The organism is Anaerovorax odorimutans DSM 5092, from assembly GCF_000426305.1.
Classification (GTDB): Bacteria; Bacillota; Clostridia; order Peptostreptococcales; family Anaerovoracaceae; genus Anaerovorax; species Anaerovorax odorimutans.
In genome coordinates this window covers 40,624-58,124 of the sequence record NZ_KE384520.1, presented here as the reverse complement: position 1 = coordinate 58,124, position 17,501 = coordinate 40,624, and the positions used below count along the sequence as shown (strand labels likewise).

17 protein-coding genes and 1 CRISPR repeat array are annotated in these 17,501 nt (G+C 31.2%); of the genes, 2 read left to right on the top strand and 15 right to left on the bottom strand.

The window, feature by feature from the left end; translation table 11 throughout:
• Positions 1–244: 244 nt before the first annotated feature.
• Both K292_RS0115080 and K292_RS0115075 read right to left on the bottom strand, forming a co-directional pair.
• The gene (locus K292_RS0115080) at positions 245–1,939 is read right to left on the bottom strand and encodes a sensor histidine kinase (RefSeq protein ID WP_027400536.1); all 1,695 of its coding nucleotides are present in this window, start codon (positions 1,937–1,939) and stop codon (positions 245–247) included.
• The gene (locus tag K292_RS0115075; RefSeq protein WP_027400535.1) at positions 1,936–2,676 is read right to left on the bottom strand and encodes a response regulator transcription factor; all 741 of its coding nucleotides are present in this window, start codon (positions 2,674–2,676) and stop codon (positions 1,936–1,938) included. The genes K292_RS0115080 and K292_RS0115075 overlap by 4 nt, the downstream gene beginning before the upstream one ends.
• A 256-nt stretch (positions 2,677–2,932) precedes the next feature.
• Between K292_RS0115075 and K292_RS0115070 the strand changes: the two genes are divergently transcribed.
• Both K292_RS0115070 and K292_RS0115065 read left to right on the top strand, forming a co-directional pair.
• On the top strand, positions 2,933–4,552 hold the full coding sequence (locus K292_RS0115070; protein WP_027400534.1) for a type 2 periplasmic-binding domain-containing protein: 1,620 nt from the start codon (positions 2,933–2,935) through the stop codon (positions 4,550–4,552).
• 11 nt (positions 4,553–4,563) lie between these two features.
• Positions 4,564–5,790, top strand: coding sequence for an ABC transporter substrate-binding protein (locus tag K292_RS0115065; RefSeq protein ID WP_027400533.1), 1,227 nt, complete (start codon positions 4,564–4,566; stop codon positions 5,788–5,790).
• 143 nt (positions 5,791–5,933) lie between these two features.
• On the opposite strand, the gene K292_RS0115060 is transcribed toward K292_RS0115065, so the two are convergent.
• From K292_RS0115060 to K292_RS0114995, 13 genes are all read right to left on the bottom strand, one after another.
• Entirely contained in the window at positions 5,934–6,353 is a 420-nt protein-coding gene (locus K292_RS0115060; RefSeq protein ID WP_027400532.1) for a MaoC family dehydratase, read from the bottom strand.
• A gap of 48 nt (positions 6,354–6,401) precedes the next feature.
• Positions 6,402–7,112, bottom strand: coding sequence for an ABC transporter ATP-binding protein (locus K292_RS0115055; protein WP_027400531.1), 711 nt, complete (start codon positions 7,110–7,112; stop codon positions 6,402–6,404).
• A complete protein-coding gene (locus K292_RS0115050) occupies positions 7,099–7,830 on the bottom strand; it encodes an ABC transporter ATP-binding protein (protein WP_037373387.1) in 732 nt (243 codons plus the stop codon). The genes K292_RS0115055 and K292_RS0115050 overlap by 14 nt, the downstream gene beginning before the upstream one ends.
• Positions 7,823–8,887 (bottom strand): branched-chain amino acid ABC transporter permease, encoded by a 1,065-nt coding sequence (locus K292_RS17505; RefSeq protein ID WP_051280859.1) that lies wholly within the window; start codon positions 8,885–8,887, stop codon positions 7,823–7,825. The genes K292_RS0115050 and K292_RS17505 overlap by 8 nt, the downstream gene beginning before the upstream one ends.
• A 10-nt stretch (positions 8,888–8,897) precedes the next feature.
• Positions 8,898–9,779 carry a branched-chain amino acid ABC transporter permease gene (locus tag K292_RS0115040; RefSeq protein WP_027400529.1) on the bottom strand — a complete coding sequence of 294 codons (882 nt, stop codon included), beginning with the start codon at positions 9,777–9,779 and terminating at the stop codon, positions 8,898–8,900.
• Between the two features lie 64 nt (positions 9,780–9,843).
• A complete protein-coding gene (locus tag K292_RS17500; protein ID WP_051280857.1) occupies positions 9,844–11,103 on the bottom strand; it encodes an ABC transporter substrate-binding protein in 1,260 nt (419 codons plus the stop codon).
• 582 nt (positions 11,104–11,685) lie between these two features.
• Complete coding sequence (gene cas6 / locus K292_RS0115025; RefSeq protein WP_051280855.1) at positions 11,686–12,402, bottom strand: CRISPR-associated endoribonuclease Cas6; 717 nt, start codon at positions 12,400–12,402, stop codon at positions 11,686–11,688.
• A 240-nt stretch (positions 12,403–12,642) separates the two neighbouring features.
• Positions 12,643–12,932: direct repeats of the CRISPR family, unit length 30 nt; unit sequence ATTTAAATACATCTTATGTTATGGTTCAAT.
• A 303-nt stretch (positions 12,933–13,235) separates the two neighbouring features.
• Positions 13,236–13,973, bottom strand: a complete 738-nt coding sequence (locus K292_RS0115020; protein WP_027400527.1) for a hypothetical protein — start codon at positions 13,971–13,973, stop codon at positions 13,236–13,238.
• 15 nt (positions 13,974–13,988) lie between these two features.
• Entirely contained in the window at positions 13,989–14,615 is a 627-nt protein-coding gene (locus K292_RS0115015) for an ABC transporter ATP-binding protein (protein ID WP_027400526.1), read from the bottom strand.
• 23 nt (positions 14,616–14,638) lie between these two features.
• Positions 14,639–15,373 carry a hypothetical protein gene (locus tag K292_RS0115010; protein WP_027400525.1) on the bottom strand — a complete coding sequence of 245 codons (735 nt, stop codon included), beginning with the start codon at positions 15,371–15,373 and terminating at the stop codon, positions 14,639–14,641.
• A complete protein-coding gene (locus tag K292_RS0115005) occupies positions 15,370–16,119 on the bottom strand; it encodes a hypothetical protein (protein WP_027400524.1) in 750 nt (249 codons plus the stop codon). Before K292_RS0115005 ends, K292_RS0115010 begins: the two co-directional genes overlap by 4 nt.
• Positions 16,109–16,945 carry a hypothetical protein gene (locus K292_RS0115000; RefSeq protein ID WP_156900553.1) on the bottom strand — a complete coding sequence of 279 codons (837 nt, stop codon included), beginning with the start codon at positions 16,943–16,945 and terminating at the stop codon, positions 16,109–16,111. The genes K292_RS0115005 and K292_RS0115000 overlap by 11 nt, the downstream gene beginning before the upstream one ends.
• Positions 16,946–17,039: 94 nt before the next feature.
• Positions 17,040–17,471 (bottom strand): hypothetical protein, encoded by a 432-nt coding sequence (locus tag K292_RS0114995; RefSeq protein ID WP_027400522.1) that lies wholly within the window; start codon positions 17,469–17,471, stop codon positions 17,040–17,042.
• Positions 17,472–17,501: the final 30 nt, after the last annotated feature.

Genomic DNA, 17,501 nt, shown 5'->3' with positions numbered 1-17,501 from the left:
TATCTCTTTTTTTGATTTAATTTTATTTGATTTTATCTATTATTGGTATAGACTATCTTCACATGCCTTTGTCTTAAATTGGAAAATCAAACAATCAGCAAAAAAATACGACCACTTATGTGATCGCATAATTTTAAATATTTTTAATTATTTTACCTGTCTGCCTTACAGATTTCGATTCATAAAATAAATTGCTCTTTTATTTTATACTAGTTTTTAGTTTTCCTACACCATGTGTATTTTCTTATACATCTACATTACATTTGGGAACTTTTCCTATAATAATATCTACTTCCAGACCATGAGGTATCACATTTTTAAGCACAAGACCGTACTCATCTCCATAATAATACCCTATCCTGCGATTGATATTAATCATTGCAACTTTTTCAATTCCTCCTGTGGATTCAGGCTCCGAAGCAGAATTTTCCATCCGCAGTTTTAGTTCTGAAAAAAGTTCCTCCGATAGCCCTTCCCCTTCATCCCTAATATGAATAGAAATTTTGTCTGCCTCAACTTTAGCCGAGATATCAATCAGACATTTATTTTTAAAATTACTGTACCCATGAACTACAGCATTCTCAACAATAGGCTGAAGCAGCATACGCGGCATTTTATAATCCATCAATCTGTCATCCAAATCAAAGTTTACTTCAAATTTATTGTTATATCTAATGTTCATAATATTGATATAGCTTTGTAAAATGTAAAATTCATCCCAAATATTAATAAATTCATCTTCATCATGGGCATAACGCACCAGCATAGAAAGGCCATCACACAAATCCACAGCACGTTCTAATTCTTTTTTCGTCACAAGTATTCGAATAAGATTAAGCATATTCACAGTAAAGTGCGCATTTATCTGCTTTTTTAACGAAAGAATTATTGCTTTTTGCCTCTTAATTTCTGTATTTTTTACTAAAAGCATTGCTTCTTGTATGTTTTTATTCTTTGTATCAATCTTTCTGAGCATCTCATTTAATTTTATTACAAGCTTATCAAATTCTTCACTTCCTATATAAGACAAGGAGCCTGGAGTTTTTTCTAGATCCAAATGCTCTACACTTTCCAAAACACGTATCATAGGTTTGAAAAAATATTTTCTCATTGCAAACCCAAAAATAAGGAGTAAAGACACAAGAGCGATTCCTGTAATTAGAGCTGCTACTGTAAAATAAAACTTTGATGATTCTAAATAACCAATATCTGCTGTTACCAATATTGAGAATGGGGTTATTCCCATATGTTTCTTAGCATAATAATAAGCATTTTTACGAACATCTTGTATATCTTTTCCCATTAACTCTTTTGTATCTGAAATAACTATTTCATTTTTAGCCGCTACTGATATATGCAGTGTATCAGGTTGATTATATTCATCAAGCCTTGTAAGAATTGCCTCTTCATCAAGAAGAACAACAACTGCTCCAATCCGATTATTATTTATATTATAAATACCACTGCCATAACCAATAAGTCTTTTATCTTTAGTCTTTATCACTAAATGCTCAGGAGATTCTTTGTCACGTATCATATAATAAATCTTATCACATTCTGTATTGCCTTGTTCTCCGAGAAAACGATAAAAAACTCCTTCTTTATTATAAGTAATAACACTTCCAATCATGCTTTCATTGGAAATCATACCTAAAATCATTTCATTAATCGGCTGGGCACGAAGATAATATTCTTTTACACTATCCTCTGATACAAAAGCTTTCACCATTTCACTTTGAGAAAGTGTAAATGTAATTTGCTCCATATTATAAAACTCATCACCTAAATCTTTCATAATCTGATTCCCAGTATTATTAAGCTGTAACTGTGTATTTTTTTGAATGAGCTCCGTTAAATAATAATAAAAGATTCCCCATACCAAAAATACAAATGCAATCAAAATCATGCTCCACATATAATATTTTTTCTTTATATTCATTTCAGTAAACTATCTTCCCTATATTGACTCGGTGTGATACCATAATACTCTTTAAAAACTCTGCAAAAATAAAAATAGTCTTTATATCCGCAATCTATTGCAATTTCTTTAAAAGGTCGTTCCGAAGCCTTTATTTGCGCAGCGGCTTCATTCATACGTAAATTAGTGAGAAAAATTGTCAAAGTTGAATTATAATGCTTTGCAAACAAATTACATATATAATTGGAACTAATATTAAATTTTTTGCTCAGAAAATTGAGAGTAATCTTCTTAAAAAAATTATCTGATAAATATTTTACTAAATCATCAAAATTAGCATTGCTGGTTGGTGCAAAAGAAACAGATGGCTGAATACATTCTTTTTTAGCTAATTTTCGGCTCAAACGTTCCAATACAATCTCTGCATCTGCTTGCTGAAGAGGTTTTAAAAGATAATCAAATCCATCCATAAGGAAAAAATTTCTCGCATCTTCAAAAGTTCCAAAGGCACTAAGCAAAATAAATTCACACGAAATATCGTTATCTTTCAGAATCTTAATCAACTGTGTCCCACTCATAGTTGGCATTCTTAAATCACTGAAAACAACATCAGGAGAAAATTCAATAATTTCTTCAACAGCATGATGAGGATCAATGCTGCTTCCCACAACTTGAAAACCATTTTCCATCCATTGAACAGTTTTTATTAAGTTTTCAATTATTAAAGGATCATCATCAATAAGATAAACGCTATGCATAGATTCCTCCATTGTAGATTATATTTTAATTTGTATCATAGTACAAAATTTTTATTACATAATTTATTACATAATATTTATAATTTTATGTTCAAAAACATTTTACAAGATATTCCTTTATAGAGCAAAAAAATCATTTGTAATATATTCACAACTCTTTGTTGAATTTTCACATTTTTTTTGCAAATACTTGCGAATATTTTCCATGTTATAGTATACTAAAGAAAGGAAAATTTCAATAGATATGAGGTTACATATGGTTAAAAAAGTAAAATTAATCTTAATAAATATTATTATTCTTTTTATTATACTTTCTTTTTCACAAATAAAATATTATTCATCTTCTGCTACTGAAGATAATGTTATAACCATTGGAATTCCTGCTAACCCTTATATCCAAGATATTTCAACTAACTATTATAAAGAATGGATTGAAAACGAAATGGGCGTAAAACTTAAATTCGTTTTAATTCCAAAGGATTATACTTCTGAATATCTCTCTCAAATGTTTCGCTCCGAAAATATTACTGTAGATGCATTATTTTCTTTCCCATGTGAGGATAATACTGCTTCTGTCAACTCTATATTGCAGGAATATGGTGAGAAAGGCTATATTATCCCTTTAAATAGCTATATTAAGAAATCCTCTTTAATGAAAAATATTTTTTCTGATTTTCCCCTTTACGATTTAAAAAAAGCCATGACTTCTACCGATGGTAACATTTATTATATGCCCGGTTTAGATACTTCCATAGAGGAAAAATACCCACAAATTATGTGGATAAATCAAAGCTGGCTCAAGGCTCTTAACTTACCAATACCAAATACTTTAGATGAATTTAAAGATACTTTACAAGCATTTAAAAACATGGACCCTAATGGAAACGGTCAAAGTGATGAAATTCCTCTTGCAGGAAGTACTGATATTCTAAGCGAACAATCTTACAACTTCCTTATCAATTCATTTATATATAATGACACCGAAAACTGCAGAATGATTGTACAAGATGGAATCGTATATTTTGCTCCTTTTGATCCAAAGTGGAGACAAGCAGTTCAATATATTCATGATCTATACAAAGATAATCTTTTAGACTCTTTTCAGTTTAATATAAACCATAATCAGCTTGTACAGCTTGCCAATGATCCTCGTAATTTATTAGGTGCTTTTACAAGTTCAAGTATAACCGATATACTTTTATCAAGATCCCCTGAAATTATGAGCAATTATGTCCGTGTCCCTCCTCTTACAGGTGATTACGGTACTCCCTACGCTACAATCCAAACACCTCTCCCAAAACCTAACGGCGTTATAACATCAACCTGTAAAGATCCTGATACTGTTTTTCATATTTTTGAATTGATGCTAAGCAAGCAGGCCTTTTTAATTGGTCGCTATGGACAAGAAGGTGTTGATTGGGTCTACGCCAATTCAGATGATATTGATCTATTTGGAAATCATGCTGTTATTCTTGTTAAAAATCAATTACGTAATAAGGTTCAAAATAAAAATATCCAAGAACTTGGACCATTTTTCGCATATACAGAATATACTCATGGGGTAGCTTGGAATGGAATAGAATTTGATCAGGAGTATATCAATGCTCATGCTTACAAGCTTTACCGTCAATATAGACCTAAGGATTATATTAAAACAATAATATTTGATGGTGATAAAGCATCAGAATTATCGGAGATCAAAAGAAATATTAATCTTTATACTGATATAAATCTTCAAAAATTTATCAAAGGAGAATTAGATCCTTATGACGATCTTCAATGGACAGAATATATAAATCAGTATAAAAGTCTGGAAATTGACAAATTGCTTACAGCAATCCAAAATTCGTACAATTCTCTGCAAAATAGTAATTAGAGGTAACATAAATGAAAAAAGCTATTATTTTATTAGTAATTACAATTACAGTACTCTCAATAACATCTTGTGCGAAACATAATAATACAATTGATACTGCTGCTTCCTTGGATACGAAAAATCAACTTAGCGAAGAAATGGAAAGCTGGCTGAAAAATGCTAAGCTTGATGCAAAGGAAAATCCTGAAGAACTATATCAAAAGGCTTTATCTGAAGATACATTGATTATTTACAGTAATTCCACACGTATTATGGATGTAAAAAAATCTTTTGAAAAACAATATCCCGGTTTAACTGTTTATATTGAAGATATTAGAAGTGTTGATCTTCTTAATACACTATCTCGCAAATTTGCAGCAAAAGAATATGCTTGTGATATTGTGTTTTGTGATGATAATGGAGATTTATCTCAAAAACTTCTTCCAAATGGTGCTGTTTTTAATTACATGCCATATGATATTGCAAAGAAAATACCATCTGCAAATATGCAGCCACTTCTTCCAATAGTAATTGAACTACAGCAAATTTTCTATAATTCCGAAGTTTATGATTCTCCTCCTATACATAATTGGTGGGAACTTACAGAGGAAAAATACAAAGATAAAGTAGTTATGTCCAGTCCTTTTAAATCAATATCCACTAAAGGATTTGTAAGCATGATTTTAAAAAATAATGAGGCTATGGAGAAAGCTTATTATGATCTTTATGGAAAGCAAGTCCCATTACTTGCTAATGAAACTGCCGGCGAAGCATTTTTAAGATTACTGTTTAATAACGGACTAATTCTCGTTAACTCAAGTGATGAAGTTTTTGAAATGGTAGGAACTCCTGGTCAAATTGATCCCCCAATAGGTATTATGATCTCCAGTAAAATCAGAATGAAAAAACTTGGATATAAAATTCAGCCTATCTTTGATATGGATATATTTTCAGGTGTATACTCCTCTAACGATATTATGTTAGCAGGAGGGTGTAAAAATATAAATTCTGCCAAACTTTTCATAAGATGGATTTTAGGAGAAACGGACGGTCAAGGTGAGGGCTATAAACCCTATCTCCAAAATGGAGCATGGTCTGTAAGAAATGACATAAAAAGTAAATCTGAAAAACAATTAAATGAAATAAAATATTTAAAACTTGATACAAAATATATGTATGAGAATAAAAAAGAGATAGATGACTTTATAGATAAATGCATTTCCAACGATAATAAAATTCATGAGAAAAATAATAACTAAAATACTTATAGTTATTATAGCAAACTACCATATATACCCCATTGGCTTTCATTAAAAGATTGAGACTATATAATAATAAGAATCTTACTGTTTTAGTAAGATTCTTATTATTATATAAAAAATTATTCATTCATATTTAAATTTTACATTATATATTCTTGGCCTTCTCCAACAATAACTAACTCTTCTTTTTGATTATAACATTCAGTCTTAATTTTTACTCTGTGTTTTTCCTCCATCTTTTCTATTACAGTTGCCACAGCTGTGATAGTATCTCCAACATACACAGGCTTTAAAAATTTAAGTGTCTGACCTGAATAAACATTGCCAAAAGTTGATTGCGTCATAACAGTTGAAATAAGTCCTGCAACCATCAATCCCGGAACAATTACGTCTTTGAAACGAGTGGTTTTTGCATACTCTTTATCTATGTGTACGGGATTTAAGTCCCCCGTTAGACCAACCCATAAAATAACATCTGTCTCTGAAATTGTTTTTGTAAAAGTTTCTACGTCACCTAATTTTATATCATCCCAATGTTTAATTTTACTAGTATAGTCCATTTTTATTCCTCCATTCTTTATCTAACTTCGTTGTATACATTTGTGCACTTACAAACCTAAATATGCTTTCTTTATATGAGGATCATCAATAAGCTGGGAAGAATCTCCTTCCATTGCAATGATACCATTCTCCAAAACATAAGTACGCTTGCTGAGTTTAAGTGCCCGTTTTACATTTTGTTCAACCAGCATAACTGTAGTCCCAGCTTTTGAAATGGTTTCTATAATCTCAAATACCGTACCTACAAGTAATGGAGAAAGCCCTAAAGACGGTTCATCCAACATTAAAATTTTAGGATTTTCCATCAAGGCTCTACCGATAGCAAGCATCTGCTGTTCACCACCGGAAAGCGTACTGGCAACTTGATTGCCTCTTTCTTTTAATCGTGGTAAAAGGTCAAATATATACTCTAAGTTCTTTTGTCTTGATTTACGTACATGCTTCATGGTACTACCTATTAATAAATTTTCATAAACAGTCATAAAAGGGAATAGCTTTCTTCCTTCCGGAACTTGTATAATGCCCTTTGCTGCAATTTTATGTGCCGGAAGATGCTCTACCTGTTCACCCATAAATAAGATTTCTCCGCTGTACGCATGAATCTGCCCAGATATAGTCTTCATTAGCGTTGTCTTGCCTGCCCCGTTGGCTCCTACAATACTTACAATCTCTCCCTGTTCAATAGTAAGAGAAATATCTTTTAATACCTGAACATCTCCATAACCAGAATTTAATTTATTAATCTCAAGTAGCTTCATAATCATCACCTAAATATGCTTTAATTACATCCGGATTTTTTGTTACTTCATCGGGACTTCCGGTTGCAATAAGTTTTCCATAATCTAATACGTATATTCTTGAGCAAATAGCCATAATAGCCTGTAACACATGTTCTATCATAAGTACGCTTACATTAGTATCATTAATCTTACGTATCAGCAATATTGCTTCTTCGATTTCAGTAGGATTCAAGCCTGCCAATACCTCATCAAGGAGAATCAGTTTTGGTTTAGTTGCCAGTGCCTTAGCAATTTCAAGACGTTTTCTCTGAGGTAAAGTCAAGTCTTTCGCCTTACGATTTGCAATCTTATCTAATTCCACAAGATGCAGAACTTCTTTAGCAATCTTACTGGATTCAGAAGTTTTACGAGTATGTGCAAAACCGCCAACCATAACGTTTTCCAAAACGGTCATGCCTCCAAATGGTTTTACAACCTGAAAGGTTCTGCCTATACCTTTTTTACAAACTTCATTAGCCGGCATACCTGTAATATCTTCACCCTGAAATATAATATGTCCTTTTGTAGGTTTATAAATGCCTGAGATCATATTAAAAGCAGTTGTTTTACCCGCACCATTAGGACCAATCAAACCTACCGCTTCGCCCTTATTGACATAGAGGTTTAAATGATCTATAGCAGTCAAACCGCCAAATCGGATAGTCAAATCACTTGTTTCCAAAACATTATCACCCATTGCTATCCACACCTCCCTCTTCATCATCTAAACCTTCAGAAACAGTTATACCTAAATATTTATAGTATAATTTTTCGAAGATACTCATAATTCCGCCAGGTTTAAATATAATCATAACAGCTACAATCAAACCATATATGAATAAATGCAGACCCTGCACAGAGCCTCCAAGGAAATACTGAATAATGGAGCTTATAAGGTTCAGAAGAAATCCTCCTATTGCAGGTCCAAGTACCGTACCACTTCCGCCAACAATGGCACCAAAGACAATCTGGTTTGACATGTAAGCCCCACTTGCCACTGATTCAGGTTCAAGAAATCGAATAATTAGTACATAGAATACACCGCCAAGGGCAGTAAAAATTGCACTAACTATCGCAGCTTCTAGTTTAACTTTACGAATATTAATACCCAAAGCCCTTGCCGCATCTTCATCATCTTTAACAGCAGCCAATTGATATCCCAACCTGTTTTCCTTTATATATCTTGAAACAAGCAGTGCAATAATCAGCATAATCAAAATCATAAAGTAATATGGTATTTTGCCATGCCACTGCATATATAACGGAGCGTTGCCCATATTATGCATAGTCAAGCCTTCTGCACCGCCAATCTGAATTGTTAATTTCCCAATTTTCCAAACTCGGAAGTTTTCAAGAAGAACTACGATACCTTCTCCTATGGCAACCGTGGATAATGCATAGTATGCACCTCTCAGGTTAAAAGTAGGGAAACCTATTATTACAGCCATTAAAACTGCAACTACACAAGCAAATAACAATGAAATCCAAGGGGTTAATCCAAAGGTATTAAATATAATAGTTGTCACATATGCACCAGCCGCAACATAAATTCCATGACCTAATGAAAGCAAGCCCGAAAATCCGCACAGCATATTCCATGAAGTGGATAGATATGCCCAGAATAAACACATGATAGCTACGTGAACATAATAAGCTCTGGAAAGAGAAAACGGTAGTATGCATAAGAGAATTAATGCAACAATGATAAGACTCCATTTTTTAATCTTTTGTTTTTTTGTTAATTTTAACTGCATATTTTCTCACCTACCATTCAAACGGCGATCCAAACAGACCGGACGGTTTAACAAATAGAACTATCAGGAATACCAAATAAATCAAGACACTGGTAATTGATGCAGTCATAAACTGGGCGCCTACAGTTTCAATCAATCCAATTATAATACCACCGACCAACGCACCTGGGACACTGCCCAAGCCACCAAGTATAACAACAATAAAAGCTCTAGTCATAAAAACTTCACCTACAGTGGGATGTACATAATAAAAAGGCAATAAAACAAGACCTGCTACTGAGAGTAGCGCGGTACCAAGACCAAATGCAATTGCAAAAGTCTTCTCGGCATTTATCCCCATTAGGGCTGCTGTATTACGATCTTGCCCTGTAGCTCTCAGCTGCCTTCCTATCTCTGTTTTTTTAAGGAAAATATAGAACAGCAAACTTACCACAAGAGCTATAATCAGGCCATAAAGACGAGGTGCACTTAAAAATACATCTCCAACCGAATAAGTCTTATCTGAAAAGCTGGATTGTGCCATACGATAATTTCCGCCAAAGATCATCAATGCCAAGTTTTCCAATACGACAGCAAAACTTGCCGTCAGCAACAAAACGCTAAGTGGCTCACGTACATCACTCTGCGCTTTTAATACAGGACGAATCATTGTCACTTCTACAATATAACCAAAGCAAAACATGATAGGCCCCACAATAATAATTAATATATATGGGTTTACTCCAGTTATAGTCCATATTCCATAAGATATCATCATTGAAAACATCAGCAAGGCGCCCTGTGCAAAGTTAATAACTCGCATAATACCGAAAATTAACGTCAGCCCCATAGCTATTAAACCATATATTGCCCCTATACTGATACCATTTACAATTGCAGGCATTAATGACATTCTTTCAACTCCCCCTATTACATTTCAGGGAGTGCCAAATGACACTCCCGTAATTTTTACTGTATTATTTATCTTCAGGACCATTTCCAACGCCCGGATAAGGAAATACTGGCTCCCATCCAGTTCTTGCTTCTTCTTTAGGCCATACAGTTACACGAGACATAACTCCATCAACTTTACGGAACTGTGAAATAACAAGTGGTGCATTGATCATTTGACCTGTTTCATCAAACGAGATTTCTGAAGAATAGCACTGCTGTGGTCCTTCAGTTAACTTGGTTTCTGCCATAGCTTTGCAAATTTCATCTGGATCTGTAGATCCGGCACGTTCCAAAGCATCAGCAATAACGTACATTGCGCTGTAAGCTTTAACTGCTTCAGCATTCATATTATATCCGTATTTCTCTGCAAATTTTTTATTAACTTCTTCGGAATACTTACGATTTACATCAGGTTCCCAAGTAGATATATCATAGAAATATTCACAATTATTTCCTACTAAATCAAAGTATGTTGGGTCTGCAAAACCACCGCTGGTACCGATGAAAACTTTAGGATTAACGCCCTGCTCAATAAAACTATTTGTCATAAGAGCAGCTTCCGAAACATACGCAACCATGAGAATTACATCGGGCTTAGCTTCTTTAACTTTAAGTACAACAGGAGTTAAATCTGTCGTTCCAGTGTTATATGCTTCTTCCAAAACAATTTTATATCCAGCTTCAGGAATATATTTTTTCAACGCAGTCAAAGCACCCTGACCCCAAGAAGAACTTTCATATACTATAGCCCATGTCTTAATATCAGTGCCAGTTTGTTTAGCCAAGTCTTCTATAAATTTTACCTGATCACGGTTACGCCAGCTAGTTTTTTCAGCCAATCTGAAAACATACTTAAAATCACGTGCTGTAATCTGGTCATCAGATGGTACCGGAACAAAATACGGAATTCCATAGCGTTCAGACACTTCAGTGGAAGCCATAGCAACTCCTGACTGATAACAACCTGTAATAAGCTGTACTTCGTCTTGAGTAATAAGCTTTTCCGTCTGAGTTACACCTTCTGCCGAATCGCCTTTACTGTCAGCATAAATCATTTTGATCTTTGCGCCTCCCATAGACTTGATACCGCCGGCTTCATTGATTTCTTCCACCGCCATATCTCGAGCCTGTTTTCCAATTTTACCTAGTGAGGCAGCTGTACCGGACAAAGGTAATAAATTTCCAATAACGATTTCGTCTCCTGAGTTTTTGCTGGAATTGCCGCAGGCAGAAAATACAAATACCATACAAAAAATCAGGGTAACTGCAAGGACTTTTTTCATTTTGTTTTACCTCCTTTTAAAGATCTTTACTTTTTTAAATGAATAAGAAACATGTCATTTGACTTGTTATAAATTTATTAAAATATTACAATAATCTTCATAATTTTTTATGTTTAAGTCTATTTTAGGGAAAAATAAATTACCAGAACTGTAAATTTTATTCTGATAATATTCCCAAATATATTCAAAAGATATCTTAACGCTTGGCTTGTACATTTATCTTTTTTAGTATTTTTATCATTTTTAAAGAATAGTAAAAACATACTTTTTTATAATAATATCCCTATTATGAAAATATTTCCTTAAATAAAATTATACTCCTATAAAATATGAATATCAATATTAAAATGAGGTTTTACAGGGTTTAAGCATCAAGAATTATTATATATTCAGGATAATGATTTCTTATTATCTGCAATGAATTTAATTTCCTTTTCAAAGTTTTTTATTCTCTTACGGATGCCCATACTTGGTAGTATTTATAAGTATCCATAATAATTCCTTTGCCCTTTTTTTCATATTCATTTTTAAATACTTCAAGTACTTGATCTAGCATAAATACTTCCCCCTCTCTTTACCTTTTTATAAACTTTTAAAGTTAACAAAGCCTGCTCCTCTGGCATTACATTCACCTAATCCTACACCTAATGCAAAATACGATAGCTGCTGGGCAGCATCATTGCTCTCAATGATTAAGTCTGTCTTATCTCCTAAAAGTTTAATATTTTTATATGGAAAAGGGATTGGGCTTTGATTTTTAAATTCAAGATTTGAAAGCATTTGAAAATCTTCATTTAATTTTTCGCCTGTAAAAGCATTATATTTCTTTATTAAATTTTCAATAATACGTCGTTGAAAATAATCTACTGAAAAATTCGTTTTCCAATAGCCGCTTTTTCCACTATCATTATCATAATCTTTTAAAATAATAGGAGTTAAGCTATAAATCTTATTTATATATTTTTTTGATAGTTTTTTTATTTGTATAGTCAAAACATTCATATATTCATTACGAAAATGCTCCAGCCTCTTAGAAAAATAGTTTACTAATTTATCATTTACTGTTCTGAGCTGAAATTTATAAATGCCGTCTTTTTTATAAAGCTTATCACTTTCAAAAGGGCTAAATCCTCCAAATACATAGTTTTTAAAACAATTTTGTTCATGAAAATCCCTTAATTTATTTTTTTTCGCTAAAACAGTATCTATTAATTTTGCAATTTCACGCATACAATCATCATATTTTATATTCTGATACAAATATACTTTTACTCGTAATTCATACACTGTAATATCCACACGTCCACCTCGATTAATTATAAAAAGTAAAAATTATTAGTTAACGGCTAGTTCTATTTTACCATATATTTCCTATGTCAAAATTATATATTTGATTTTATTTTTCCCCATATTTCTACATTTTTCTCAAGAAAAAATCCACTCCTAATTGAAGTGGATTGCCTTTTCTCCCTTATTTTTAGTTATTATGTAATTATTATTCAGTCAAATTTGATCAATTAAACGATTTAGATGATATTAATTCAGATACATCTTATGTTATGGTTCAATTGAAAAGTTAGTAAGTTTGAAAGATAACAAGACCTAATTTAAATACATCTTATGTTATGGTTCAATCAGTACAGGTCCCCATTTACATTTAGGAATAACCCATTTAAATACATCTTATGTTATGGTTCAATTAGTAGATAGTGATTTATTATTTTCAATTACAAAATTTAAATACATCTTATGTTATGGTTCAATGCTTTAGAGAACGGCAACCCTGACGCGCTATACATATTTAAATACATCTTATGTTATGGTTCAATGCCTGCAAATATGCCATTTCCTAATTTTAATAATACCACTTTTTATTGAAATTTCAAGGTTTTATTAAAAATTTACCAACCTCTACCTATTTTTAAAGTTAAATTTAAAAAAGTACTTGTAACCATTGAAATTGCTTAGGTTATAATACTTTTAATTAATTTGCCACTTGGTAAAATAATTTATTATAGAACATATATGTCATTAATACCAAATAGGATAATTATTATTTTTAAAAATTTTCTCCTTCTGTTACTTTTCTAATTTCTTTATATAATAAGATCATTTTTACTCTAAAATATTATTTAATTATAACGTTCAGTCAATATTTTTTTAAAATTTATATATTGATTATATTGGTCTTCGTCACATAAAAAAATTTCTTCATCCTTAACATCTGAATATAAAGCGAGTTTATCCTTAGAAAAATTATCAGCATTTAGACCTAATTCAATACTTTCAAATAATGGAATATTAGCATTATCGCACCTATACTTACTGAATGTTGATGTTGATGGAACATACACAAATTCACTGCCTTCTTCACCAAAATATGTATTCTTCAATCTTTTTAAAAGTAAAAGATACTCTTCTGATTCCTGCATCATGTTATATCCATCCATACTATATAATATATTCTTTGAAAACTTGCTGCTACTTTCACCAATATGCTCAAAAACATATATAATTTGGTTTTCTTTTAAATCTCCTTTATATACTTTTAAAATCTCAACTTGTGACAAAATACTCTCATAATACATTTTACGGTTAGAATTATTCTTAATTTTTACTTTCACAATATCATCTGATAACTGTTCCACCTCTTGCACTTTTTTAACTTTATTAGCTTCAGGAAGATCTTCTTGGGTATCACTGTCAGATAAATAATCTAAAACCCGTACCTTTACATCTTTATTTGACAAATAATTTTTCAGTTCCACATTATCTATATAACTTGCTTTTGTTTTTAACCCATTAACAACGCTGAGTGTTAAACATACTATTAATATTACAGCAAATATAATCCACTTTTTGCCTTTCATAGCAGCTCCTTTCTCTTATACAATGCTTCCATCTGACAGTTCAATTTTAATTTGACACTCTTCCAAATCAGCTACATTATGACTGGCGATAACAACAAGAGCACCTCTATCTCGCTCTTCTCTTATAATCTTTCTGGCAAGCTCTATCCCTGATTTATCTAAGGCATTGGTAGGCTCGTCAAGAAGTAGAATATCAGGACTTTCCATAATGGCTTGCGCAATCCCCAGACGTTGTTTCATACCCAAAGAATACTTTTTTATGACTCTTTTATCCTTTGGATCTAAACCTACCCTTTGAAGTGCTTTATCAATATCATTATCATTAATGATTTTCTTAATTTCGGCTAAAGTTTTTAAAACTTCTTTTCCTGTATAATTACTCCAAAAATCAGGAGTTTCAATAATAACTCCTATACTTTCAGGAAAATCCATATCTGTATGTAGTTTTTTTCCATCAATATAAACCTCTCCACTTGTAGGTTTTATAAGACCTGCTATCATTCTAAGCAGCATGGTCTTTCCCGAACCGTTGTGTCCAAACAATCCATATATCATCCTCTTTTTTAAAGTGAAATTAATATCCCTTAACACTGTAACTCCCTTAATCTCCTTATATACATTTTTTAATATTACTTTATCCATAATCAAAACCCTTTCCTTTACTATCACAATATTTCTTTGTGTCTCAACACTTTAACTGTTAAATAAATTAAAATAACAATAAGAAAAACCAAATAAAAAACAGAATAACCTTTATTAATTGAAAACTCATTTTCATTTAAATAAAACAGTACACTAGATATAGGCAAAAGCTTGTATACTGACATATCAATCAATCCATCATAAATTAATTTTACTATCCCTAAGAAGAATATCTGTATAACCATAATCACAAACACACTATAAGCTGCTCTCATAAATAAAGAGAATAAATTAACAATCAATACAATTCCATATAAATATAAAAAGTAGAGAAGCATATTAATCCATGCTTTTGCCGATATAACCGGTATGCCATATGAAAATACTGAAATAATAAGAATAACCATATAATAAACAGCACTCATAACAATCACAGCTACGAATAATTCTAAACTAAAGCTAACCACATATTTTTTTACATCCTTTGTTCTTGTTAGAATAAGTTCCGCATTTCCTACAAAATTATTCTCTAAATAGTTCCCCCAAAACAGTATTATTGTTAACTGTGGTAATATCCATTTTAAAAGTGTTACAAATAATAAATTATAATCTTTCAGACCAATATATCCATATGTTTTATTGAAAATATCAAAGAAACTAAATCCTCCTATATTGTAAAACATATATGTTATAAACCCTGTGCAAATGGAAACTATTATGCAAGTTATCCATCCATCTCTTGTGCATTTTATTTTCAATATGATTCACCTTTTTTCTTTTTTATAAAATCTTTTTTCTTTAACAGTTTATAAACTATAAACTGTATTACGATAATAATTACTAAATAATAAGACAAATATTTTATTACTTGAAAAACATTCTCTTGCTGATAAAAATAATACATTATATCAAACATATCATGAGTAGTACTTTCACCTATATGTTGTATACTTGCTATGCCTCCAATTACCGCAGCAGTACCCATAAAAGAAATTATAATATGTTGTAAAATTATGTAAGATAAAAGAAAAAGGCACCCAATCATTACCCAGCCTATCCACTGACATATTAAAGTCCACAATAGAAAAATATAATTTGTAATACTTTGACTGTCTCCATCAATGCATAATAAGAAAAATAATATTACATTAACAAACAGAAAAGTCAAAGAATACAAAAAGCTATGCTTAACTATTTTTGAAAAAAAGTAAAACATAAGATTCAACTTATTAGAATAACGAATAACCATTTCTGATAACAATATTTTATTTACTATAGAAAATAATCCTATAAGATAAATTGGCAAATATAAAGATATAAAATAAACTCGATTATATAAAGCTCCATAACAATGCTCGATTTCTCGATTAGTATCTGTAATGATAAATATCATCATTAATATAAATACTATACAATATGAGAAAATATTTTTTATAATATTTTTTTTATTTTTCAATTTCCACCAATATTGTTTTTCAGATTTATTAGTTATATTATAGATCATCAGATTTAATTCCTTTCCAAATTAATACTGTGCTAATGGATATTTGGATACAAAAATATAAAATAATCATCCAAATGCTTCCATAAATATTAACTCCCAGAATATTTGTTAATATAATTTCAGACTTTCTATCACTCAGTAATGGAATTTCTCCAATAAAAGATATTAGCAATTCATAGATAATATAAAAGATCATAGCTGATAACAAAATAAAATACTTATTTGCTTTTTGGGCAAAAGAAATCGAAAAGGCAAATATAGCTGATGAAACCGCAAAAACACCTCTTATGCAAAGAAATACAAACACATGTAAATATGGGTACCATGCATCCAATGATGCTAAAACTTTAGTTTTATCCGGTCTCATCAAAAGTTTAAAGGGGGTTGTAAAACATGTATAATACCCTTGCACAGGGAAAGCAATCAACGATAATAAGATATTAATCAAAAGGGGTAATGTAGTAACTATAAAAACTACAATAATAATACTCCAAATTTTATAATATACATAAGTTTTACGAGAAATACGTGTAACCACTAAATTATTAATCCCCAATACTTTTTCGTCATAGTAAATATCTGATGCAATAATGCTAACTGCTAAAGGGAAAATAAAGCCTTCAAAAACAATTGATATTGGAGTTGGAAAATAATTATAAATAATAATACTTTGATATGCTGACGGAACAAGTGACAACTGATTGCCATAATAATGTCCACAAGTAGCGTAAAAATCTAAAAATACAGCACCAAACAGTACAATTGTCATTATAAAAAATTGTTTCCTCCTGGTTATTTTCTTAATTTCTTCATATAATAAGTTCATTTTCACTCCAAACTATAAAATGTGGGCAAGGTATTATACATTACCCACACTTTATGTAAAATTTAAACCTTAATTGTTATTTAACGAATAATTATTAATTAAACCAAACATTACCTTTAACTGTGTCTCTATGGTATTGAGTAAGAGTTTCGTTTTCCATTCTTAGCTCCGCTTTAGTTTTCTTGCCTGTTGCAACATCAGAACCATAATTAACATGATGTTTCTTTTTATCTTTAATAAAAACTAGTTCATCAAGATCATAATTATAATTACCTTGAGAATCTTTTGTTCGGAACCAGCAAGCAATACCATCTTCACTAGGAGTATTAGTTATCTGTACTCTGCCATAATCTTCACTAGTAGTTTTAGATGCTTGCGCTACTGTAGTATTATGGCAATTCATTGGAAGCTTTTCACTAAAGGTTACCTTGTTTGTGTAACTGGCTGCAAAGGCAGTTGCAGATGATGCAACAAATACCACCATTACCAATAACCCTATCCATTTGTTTCTGTTTAATATTTTCATATTTTTCCTCCTCGTATTTTCTCTACTCAT